General features: G+C 64.9%; 9 protein-coding genes. All 9 read right to left on the reverse strand.

Features of this window, described 5'->3' with window-relative positions; genetic code table 11:
* Window positions 1-51: 51 nt before the first annotated feature.
* Complete coding sequence (gcvH, locus tag HP546_RS03080) at window positions 52-435, reverse strand: glycine cleavage system protein GcvH (protein WP_172219475.1); 384 nt, start codon at window positions 433-435, stop codon at window positions 52-54.
* Window positions 436-485: 50 nt separating this feature from the next.
* The gene (gene gcvT / locus HP546_RS03085; protein WP_172219477.1) at window positions 486-1,568 is read right to left on the reverse strand and encodes a glycine cleavage system aminomethyltransferase GcvT; all 1,083 of its coding nucleotides are present in this window, start codon (window positions 1,566-1,568) and stop codon (window positions 486-488) included.
* Between the two features lie 123 nt (window positions 1,569-1,691).
* Window positions 1,692-3,314 carry an iron ABC transporter permease gene (locus HP546_RS03090; RefSeq protein WP_172219479.1) on the reverse strand — a complete coding sequence of 541 codons (1,623 nt, stop codon included), beginning with the start codon at window positions 3,312-3,314 and terminating at the stop codon, window positions 1,692-1,694.
* A 115-nt stretch (window positions 3,315-3,429) separates the two neighbouring features.
* A complete protein-coding gene (locus tag HP546_RS03095) occupies window positions 3,430-4,431 on the reverse strand; it encodes an extracellular solute-binding protein (RefSeq protein WP_172219481.1) in 1,002 nt (333 codons plus the stop codon).
* A 221-nt stretch (window positions 4,432-4,652) separates the two neighbouring features.
* Window positions 4,653-5,870: a 2-octaprenyl-3-methyl-6-methoxy-1,4-benzoquinol hydroxylase gene (locus HP546_RS03100; RefSeq protein ID WP_172219483.1), complete on the reverse strand. Its 1,218-nt coding sequence runs from the start codon at window positions 5,868-5,870 to the stop codon at window positions 4,653-4,655.
* Window positions 5,871-5,879: 9 nt separating this feature from the next.
* The gene (locus tag HP546_RS03105; protein WP_172219485.1) at window positions 5,880-6,362 is read right to left on the reverse strand and encodes a DUF4442 domain-containing protein; all 483 of its coding nucleotides are present in this window, start codon (window positions 6,360-6,362) and stop codon (window positions 5,880-5,882) included.
* Window positions 6,359-7,558: a 2-octaprenyl-6-methoxyphenyl hydroxylase gene (ubiH, locus tag HP546_RS03110; protein WP_172219487.1), complete on the reverse strand. Its 1,200-nt coding sequence runs from the start codon at window positions 7,556-7,558 to the stop codon at window positions 6,359-6,361. Before ubiH ends, HP546_RS03105 begins: the two co-directional genes overlap by 4 nt.
* Complete coding sequence (gene pepP, locus HP546_RS03115) at window positions 7,555-8,889, reverse strand: Xaa-Pro aminopeptidase (RefSeq protein WP_172219489.1); 1,335 nt, start codon at window positions 8,887-8,889, stop codon at window positions 7,555-7,557. The genes ubiH and pepP overlap by 4 nt, the downstream gene beginning before the upstream one ends.
* Before the next feature lie 21 nt (window positions 8,890-8,910).
* Window positions 8,911-9,205 (reverse strand): UPF0149 family protein (locus HP546_RS03120; RefSeq protein ID WP_172219491.1); only part of this gene is annotated, 295 nt, incomplete at its 5' end.

The raw sequence follows: 9,205 nt of genomic DNA on the forward strand, positions 1-9,205 counted from the left end.
CGGTCTCCTGCAGGAGCGGCCTTGTGTCGCGATGGGCTAACGATCTATCAGTTACTCGCCGATGAGGGCCTGGTAGCCCGCAGCATCCAGCAGCTTGTCCAGCTCGGCCTTGTCGCTAGGCTTCAGCTTGAAGATCCACGCGCCGTAAGGTTCTTCGTTCAGCTGCTCCGGGCTATCGGCCAGCTCTTCGTTCACCGCAATCACTTCGCCACCGATCGGCGCGTAAATATCCGAAGCGGCCTTCACCGACTCGACCACACCGGCAGCGTCGCCAGCGTCAAACACCTTGCCGACTTCGGCCAGTTCGACAAACACCACATCACCCAGGGCTTGCTGGGCGTGGTCGCTGATGCCCACGGTCACCGTGCCGTCGGCTTCCAGGCGGGCCCATTCATGGCTTTCGGCAAAACGCAGGTCGGCGGGGATATTGCTCATGTCTTGAATTCCTCGATTGGCACAGCGGTAGGCCCGCCGTTAAAAATTGTTCAGATCAGGATTTTGCCGTGGCGCACGAAGGTTGGTTTCACCACCCGCACCGGGTACCACTTGCCGCGGATTTCCACCTCGGCCCGGTCACCGGTAGCCATGGGTACGCGCGCAAGGGCAATGGACTTGCTCAGCGTAGGTGAGAAACTACCACTGGTGATCTCCCCTTCGCCAATGCCGGCTACACGTACCACCTGGTGGGCACGTAATACACCACGCTCTTCAAGCACCAGGCCAACCAGTTTTTCCTGCACGCCGTGCTCGATTTCCGCCAACAGGCCGGTGCGGCCGATGAAGTCGCGGTCGGCTGGCTCCCAGGCGATCGACCAGCCCAGGTTGGAGGTGAGCGGGGTGTGGGCTTCGTCGATATCCTGGCCGTACAGGTTCATGCCGGCTTCCAGGCGCAGGGTATCGCGGGCGCCTAGCCCGCTTGGAGCAATGCCGGCACCGACCAGATCGTTGAAGAAAGCCACGGCCTGATCACCCGGGAAGATGATCTCAAGGCCGTCTTCACCGGTGTACCCGGTGCGGGCAATGAACCAGTCACCTTCCGCTACGCCTTCGAACGGGCGCAGCTCACGCACCAGAGCGGCGCGCGAGGCACTGAGCAAGGCTGCGACTTTTTCGCGGGCGTGCGGGCCCTGAATGGCGAGGATGGCCAGGTCGGGGCGCACCTCGGAATTCACCGCAAAACTGCCGCGCTGCAGCGCCAGCCAATCGAGCACCTTGGCCCGGGTGGCGGCGTTGGTAACCAGGCGATAGCCGTTTGCCGTGCGGTAGACGATCAGATCATCGATGACGCAGCCCTGCTCGTTAAGCAGCGGGCTGTACATCGCCTTGCCAACCCCTTCGAGCCGGGCGACATCGTTGGCCAGCAGATGCTGCAGCCAGACAGTGGCGTCAGCGCCATCGACATCGATCACCGTCATGTGGGAAACATCGAAAACCCCACAGTCGCTACGCACCTGATGGTGCTCTTCCACCTGCGAGCCATAGTGCAGGGGCATGTCCCAGCCACCGAAATCGACCGTCTTGGCACCTAGCGCCAGGTGCAGGTCATACAAAAGCGTGCGCTGTCCCATGGGTTTCTCCTTCCGGGCGTGGCGAAGCGGCGGCGGTCGATGACGTTTGGTCGTCAGCTCTTCTTGTAGGACCCGCCGCGCGAATGCCGCGCATTGTAGCCGCAAGGTCGCGAACTGGCATCCTCACTGACTGTGACCGGGTCGTCGTGCCGAACGGCGGATCAGGCCGATAACCGGCAGCAAGCCCACAACTATCAGGGTCAGCGCCGGCAACGAGGCCCGCGCCCACTCGCCTTCGCTGGTCATCTCGAACACGCGCACCGCGAGGGTATCCCAGCCGAACGGACGCATCAGCAAGGTGGCCGGCATTTCCTTGAGCACATCGACGAACACCAGCAGGGCCGCGCTCAGCGCACCCGGTACCAGCAACGGCAGATACACCTTGAAAAACAATCTTGCGCCACCTACGCCCAGGCTGCGCGAGGCCTCGGGCAATGACGGGCGAATGCGCTCCAGACTGCTTTCCAGCGGCCCGTAGGCCACCGCGATGAAGCGCACCAGATAAGCCAGCAGCAACGCCGACAGGCTGCCGAGCAGCAGCGGCTTGCCCGCCCCGCCCAGCCAGGTCGACAGCGGGATGACCAGGTGGTTGTCGAGGTAACTGAAGGCCAGCATGATCGCCACCGCCAGCACCGAACCTGGCAAGGCATAGCCCAGGTTGGCCAGCCCGACCCCGGCGCGGATACCGCCTGTCGGCGCCTGGCGCCGGGCAAACGCCAGCAGCAATGCCACGCACACCGTCACCAGCGCCGCCATGCCGCCCAGGTACAGGGTGTGCAGTACCAGGCCGACATAGCGCTCGTCCAGGTCATGCCTGCCGCGCTGCCAGAACCACGCCAGCAGCTGCAGCAGCGGGATGACGAAGGCGCAGGCAAACACCAGCAGGCACCAGCCGCTGGCCAGCAACGCCTTGACCCCACGCAGGTGATACAGCGCCTGCGCCCGCGGGCGTTCGTTGCCGCTGCGGCTGGCGCCCCGTGCCCGGCGCTCGCCGTACAGCACCAGCATCACCGCCAGCAACAGCAGGCTGGCCAGCTGCGTCGCGCTGGAAAGGCTGAAGAAGCCGTACCAGGTCTTGTAGATGGCGGTGGTGAAAGTGTCGAAGTTGAACACCGCCACCGCACCGAAGTCAGCCAGGGTTTCCATCAGGGCCAGGGCAATACCGGCACCGATTGCCGGCCGCGCCATGGGCAGGGCCACGCGCCAGAACGCCTGCAGGGGGGACAAGCCGAGTACGCGGGCCGCTTCCATCAGACCCTTGCCCTGGGCCAGGAACGCCGTGCGTGCCAGCAGGTAGACATAGGGGTAGAACACCAGCACCAGCACGATGATCACCCCGCCGGTGGAGCGCACGCGTGGCAGGCGCATCGGCCCGAATACCTCGCGCAGGGCGGTTTGCACCGGGCCGGCGAAGTCCAGCAGGCCGACGAAGACGAATGCCAGCACGTAGGCCGGGATGGCGAATGGCAGCATCAGTGCCCAGTCCAGCCAGCGCCTGCCGGGGAACTCGCAGAGGCTGGTGAGCCATGCCAGGCTCACGCCCAGCACGGTGACGCCGATGCCGACCCCCACCACCAGGGTCAGGGTATTGCCGAGCAGGCGGCTCATCTGGGTGTCGAGCAGGTGCGACCAGATCTGCAGGTCGATCGATTGCCAGGACAGCAGCAGGACGCTGAGGGGCAGGAGTACCAGGGCCGCGATCAGTGAGACCGGGAGGTACCAGCGGCGTTGGGGGGTGTGAGGCAAGGCGTGGTTCTCGATGGCGATGGCGACCGCTGCGCGGTCGTTCGCGGCGGTTCGGCGTTCCGATGAACCGCCGCGAAAGGGCCCTTGCAGGCCCCGGAAGGATAAGCCTTGGCGCTTAGTTGTAGCCAGCCCGATCCATCAGGCGGATGGCCTCAGCCTGGCGCTTGCCGGCAATTTCCACAGGAATGCTGTCAGCCTTGAAGCTGCCCCACGCCGCGACTTCCTCCGAAGGCTTGACCTTAGGGTTGGCCGGGAACTCCTGGTTGATGTCGGCAAACAGCTTCTGCGCCTCCTCGCCAGTCATCCATTCCACCAGTTTTTTCGCCGCTTCCGGGTGTGGTGCGTGCTTGGTCAGGCCGATGCCCGACAGGTTCACGTGCACGCCACGGTCACCCTGGTTGGGCCAGAAGATCTTCACCGGCAGCTGCGGGTTCTGCTTGTGCAGGCGGCCGTAGTAATAGGTGTTGACCACGCCCACGTCGCATTGGCCAGCCGCGACCGCCTGGATCACGGCGTTGTCGTCGGAGAACACATCGGTGGACAGGTTGTTGACCCAGCCTTTGACGATCTGCTCGGTCTTGGCCTCGCCATGGGTTTCGATCAGGGTGCCGGTCAGCGACTGGTTGTACACCTTCTTCGCTGTACGCAGGCACAGGCGGCCTTCCCATTGCTTGTCGGCCAGGGCCTCGTAAGTGCTCAGCTCCTGCGGCTTGACCCGCTCGGTGGCGTAGATGATGGTGCGCGCCCGCAGGCTAAGGCCGGTCCATTCATGGGACGAGGCGCGGTACTGGGGCGGGATGTTCTGGTCGATGATGTCGGACTTGATCGGCTGCAGGATGCCCATCTGCTCGGCTTGCCAGAGGTTGCCGGCATCCACGGTCAGCAGCAGGTCGGCCACGCCGTTATCGCCCTCGGCCTTGATGCGCTGCATCAACGGTGCTTCCTTGTCGGTGATGAACTTGATCTTCACCCCGGTCTTGGCGGTATAGGCATCGAAGACCGGCTTGATCAGCTCGTCGATGCGCGAGGAGTACACCACCACTTCGTCTGCTGCCTGGGCAGTGCCGCCGAACAGGGTCAGGGCCAGGGCGGCCAGTAGGGGCTTGCGTGGCAACATGGAAAGCACTCCTCGGATCGTATGAGAGGCGCAAATGGTAGTGAATCCCATTTTCCAGCTCACCCCCCGCGCAGTTACCGGATGTTGCAGAAGCCGCACATTGCCTTTGTAGGAGCCGCCTTGTGCTGCGAAAGGGCCAGCAGCCTGATCCAGATGTTCGGCTAGGCTACCGAGCCTCTTGGCAGCACAAGGCTGCTCCAACAAGGCATTGTCGGCGGCCTTCAGGCCTTTGCCAGATCTGGCAGGTCACCACTGAGCCCCAACGCCTGACGCACAAACAGTGCCTTGGCCTCCGGCATCTGCTCTACCAGTTTCAACCCGCTGTTACGCAACCAGCGCAGCGGCAACGGATTGGCCTGGAACAACCGCTCGAAGCCCTCCATCGCCGCCATCAACGCCAGGTTGTGCGGCATGCGCCGGCGCTCGTAGCGGCTCAGCACCTTCACATCCGCCAACCGCTCGCCACGCTCGCAGGCATTGACCAGTACCTCGGCCAGCACCGCCGCATCCAGAAAGCCCAGGTTCACGCCCTGCCCCGCCAGCGGGTGAATGGTGTGCGCAGCATCACCGATCAAGGCCAGACCTTCTTGCACATAGCGCTTGGCGTGACGCTGTCGCAGCGGCACGCACACCCGTGGGTCGGCCTGCAGTACATCGCCCAGTCGGCCCTCGAAGGCCCGCTCCAGCGCCTGCAGGAACGCCGTTTCATCCAGCGCCATCAGTCGCTCGGCGTGCTCCGGGGTGGTCGACCAGACAATCGAGCACCAGTCCTGCTGGCCATCGCGGGTCAATGGCAGGAAGGCCAGGGGCCCTTCATCGGTGAAGCGCTGCCAGGCGGTAGCCTGGTGCCCGGCACCGCAACGCACACTGGTGACGATGGCATGGTGCAGGTAATCCCACTCGCGGGTTTCGCAACCGGCCAGGCGCCGTACCGCCGAGTTGGCGCCGTCGGCCGCGATCACCAACGGCGCGCGCAGTTGCCTGCCATCGGCCAGAGTCAGCAGCCACTCGTCACCGGAGCGGCGCAGTTGCTCCAGCCGCGCATTGGCCAGCAAGCCGATGTCGCTGTCATGCAGGCGTTCCAGCAGGCCATCCTGCACCACCCGGTTCTCGACGATATGGCCGAGCACCTGGGCATGCACGCTGGCGGCCGAAAAGTGAATCTGCCCGGTGCCACTGCCATCCCACACGTGCATGTCCGAGTAAGGCGTGGCACGCCGCCGGGCAATGCCCTCCCAGGCGCCAAGGCGCTCGAGGATGCGCTGGCTGGCGGCCGACAACGCACTGACGCGTGGCTCGAACGCGGCCTGGGCATCGAACGGCTTGACCGTCAGCGGGCCACCGTCGAGCAACAGGATTTGCAGGCCACTGTGGCGCAATGCCAGGGCCAGAGCGCTGCCGACCATACCGGCACCGACAATCAACAGATCTGCGCGCATTTCCATGCCTTACGCCAGCCTCGCTTGCGGCTTCAGCCGCACGTATAGGGTTTTATCGACCCGCGCCACCAGCTCGCCGGCGCCATCGCGGATATCAACCTGCAAACGCGGCAGGCACTTCTTGCCGGTGGCGGTCTGCTGGCGAATGTCGTCCAGCAGCGCGTCATCGACGTGGAATTCGGCATACACCGGGCCTTTGCCCGGCGAAATGAAGTCGATGCTGGCGGCTTTGTCCCAGACAATGTAGTCGCGCCCCAGTTGCTCGATCAGCAGCAGCATGTAGAACGGGTCGACCATCGAATACAGGCTGCCACCAAACTGGGTACCGACGTAGTTGCGGTTCCAGCGGGTCAGCTTCATGCAAACCTTTACGCTGCGCAGGTCCGGGCCGATGTGCTGGATACGGATGCCGGCACCGAGGTACGGCGGGTAAAGGTTCAACAGCCAGCGCAACATGCGCGCCCGGCGCGCCAGCCTGCGGGGGTTGCTCATGCCTGGCCCCGCGGATCGGGTCGGGTGCCCAGGCCCATGGCCTGGCGGGCAAACCAGCTTTTGGCCGGCGGCAGCAGATCCAGCCCAAGCAGGCCGAGGTTGCGCCCGGCGGCCAGCAGCGGCTGGTTGCTGCCGAACAGCCGGGTGACCTGATCGGAAAAACCGATGGTCAAGGCCTGGTCCGTACGCTGGCGTTGGCGATAGGCCTGCAGCGTGGCCAGGTCGCCGGGTTGCTGCGGGCCAGCCAGCAGCGCGTCGGCCAGCGACTGCACGTCACGCAGCGACAGGTTGAAACCCTGGCCGGCGATGGGGTGCAGGCTGTGCGCGGCGTTGCCCAGCACCACCAGGTGCGGACGCACCTGCTCTTGGGCCTCGATCAATGACAGTGGATAAAGGTGCCGCGCGCCTACCTGGCGCAAGGCACCCAGGCGGTAGCCGAACACACCCTGCAGCTCGCGCAGGAAGCTGCGTTCGTCGACGTCGGCCAGACGCCGCGCGTCCATGCCCTGCCGGGTCCAGACCAGTGCACAGCGGTTGTCCGGCAGCGGCAGCAAGGCCATCGGGCCTTCTTCGGTAAACCGTTCAAAGGCCTGGCCGCCATGGGCCTCGCCCGGGGTGATGTTGGCGATCAACGCACTTTGCTGGTAAGGCGTATGGCGCACGTGAATCCCCAGTTGCTCGCGCAGGCCAGAGCGGCCACCGTCGGCCAGTACCGCCAGGTCGCACTCCAGCTGGGTTTCATCGTTGAGCACAAGGCGGTAGCCGCCTTCGATGGCCTGCATCGACGTCACTTCCGCCGGGCAGCGCCAGCTCACCACGTCGCTGTCCAACCCTTGCCACAGGCACTGGCCGAGCCAGGCGTTTTCCACCACGTAGCCCAACGCCGGCACGCCTTCTTCCAGTGCATCCAGGCGGGTGGCGCCAAAGCGTCCACGGTCGGAAACATGAATCTGCCGGATCGGCTCGGCGCGGCGGCCGATGGCCTGCCACAGGCCCAGTTGCTGATAGATCTGCTGGGTGCCGAACGACAGCGCCGAAGAGCGCGCATCGTAGCTGGGCTGGAAGCTGTCGCCGGGAGCGAACGGCTCGATCAGCATGATTTTCCAGCCACGTGCCTTGGCCCCGGCCTGCAGGGCCAAGGCCAGGCTTGCGCCCACCAGGCCACCGCCGATGATCGCCAGGTTCACTCGATTCATGCGGCGTCCTTGCGGGCCGCCAGCATCAGCGCCTCGATCTCGGCGACCGTGCGCGGCACGCCCGAGGTGAGGATTTCACAACCTTGCCTGGTGACTACCACGTCGTCCTCGATCCTTACACCAATGCCACGCCACTTTTTGGCCACGGCCTGATTATCGGCACCTATGTAAATGCCCGGTTCGACGGTCAGCGCCATGCCGGGTTCCAGCACCCGCCACTCGCCGCCCACCTTGTACTCGCCAACGTCATGCACATCCATGCCCAGCCAGTGCCCGGCGCGGTGCATGTAGAAGGCGCGATAGGCCTCGCTGTCGATCAGCGCCTGCACCTCGCCTTCAAGCAGGCCCAGTTCAACCAGGCCCTCGGTGATGACCTGCACGGTCGCCTCGTGGGCGTGGTTCCAGTGCTTGCCGGGGGCAATCTCGGCAAACGCCGCCGCCTGCGCCTTGAGTACCAGCTCGTAGATGGCCTTCTGCTCCGGCGAAAACCGCCCGCTGACCGGGAAGGTGCGGGTGATGTCACTGGCATAACAATCGATTTCGCAGCCAGCGTCGATCAGCACCAGGTCACCGTCCTTGAGCAGGGCGTCGTTCTGCTGGTAATGCAGGATGCAGCCATTGCGCCCGGCCGCGACGATCGAGCCGTAGGCCGGCATCTTCGCCCCGCCCTTGCGGAACTCGTAGTCCAGCTCGGCTTCGAGGCTGTACTCGTGCAGCCCGGCACGGCAGGCCTGCATGGCCCGCACATGGGCACGCGCAGAAATATCTGCAGCTGCGCGCATCACCTTCACTTCCGCCGCCGATTTATACAGGCGCATGTCGTGCAGCAGGTGATTCAGCGCAACGAATTCGTTCGGCGGCTGCGCGCCCAGGCGCGCCTTGGAGCGGATCACATTGATCCAGTCCATCAGCCGACGGTCGAACTCGGGGTTGCTGCCCATCGCGCTGTAGACCCGCTCGCGGCCTTCGATCAGGCCCGGCAGGATTTCGTCGATATCGGTGATGGGGAAGGCATCGTCGGCGCCAAAATCGCGCACCGCCCCTTCCTGGCCGGCCCGCAGGCCGTCCCACAGCTCGCGCTCAGGGTTGCGTTCACGGCAGAACAGCACGTATTCGCCGTGTTCGCGCCCGGGGATCAGCGCAATCACCGCCTCCGGCTCCGGGAAGCCGCTGAGGTACTGGAAATCGCTGTCCTGGCGGTACACATGCTCGACGTCGCGGTTGCGGATGGCAACGGCGGCGGCGGGCAGGATGGCAATACTGTTGGGGACCATCTGCGCCATCAGCGCCTTGCGCCGACGGGCATACTCGGCCTTGGGAATGTGGCTCATGGGCAGACTACCCCCGGTTGATCAGTGCAGCGATGGCTTGGGCGCGGGTGCGGCCGGCTTGGCCAGCTCGGAGAACAGCAGCAGGGGCGCCACGCGCAGGTATTCCATGACCTCCATGTAGTCGCTCTCGCCGTCTTCGGATTCTTCGAGGGCTTCCTGCACCTGGGAAATGGCCACCAGGTCCTGCAGCACGTCCTTGGCCTCGTCGGACAAGTCCTTGCCGCCGGCGTTCAGGCCGAAACCGGTAATGAAGCCCTGGCACCACTGGCCCAGCGCGGTGGCGCGGTCGGTCAGTGCGGCGTCATCGGTAGGCAGC

The organism is Pseudomonas sp. CM25, assembly GCF_013179705.1.
Lineage (GTDB): Bacteria > Pseudomonadota > Gammaproteobacteria > Pseudomonadales > Pseudomonadaceae > Aquipseudomonas.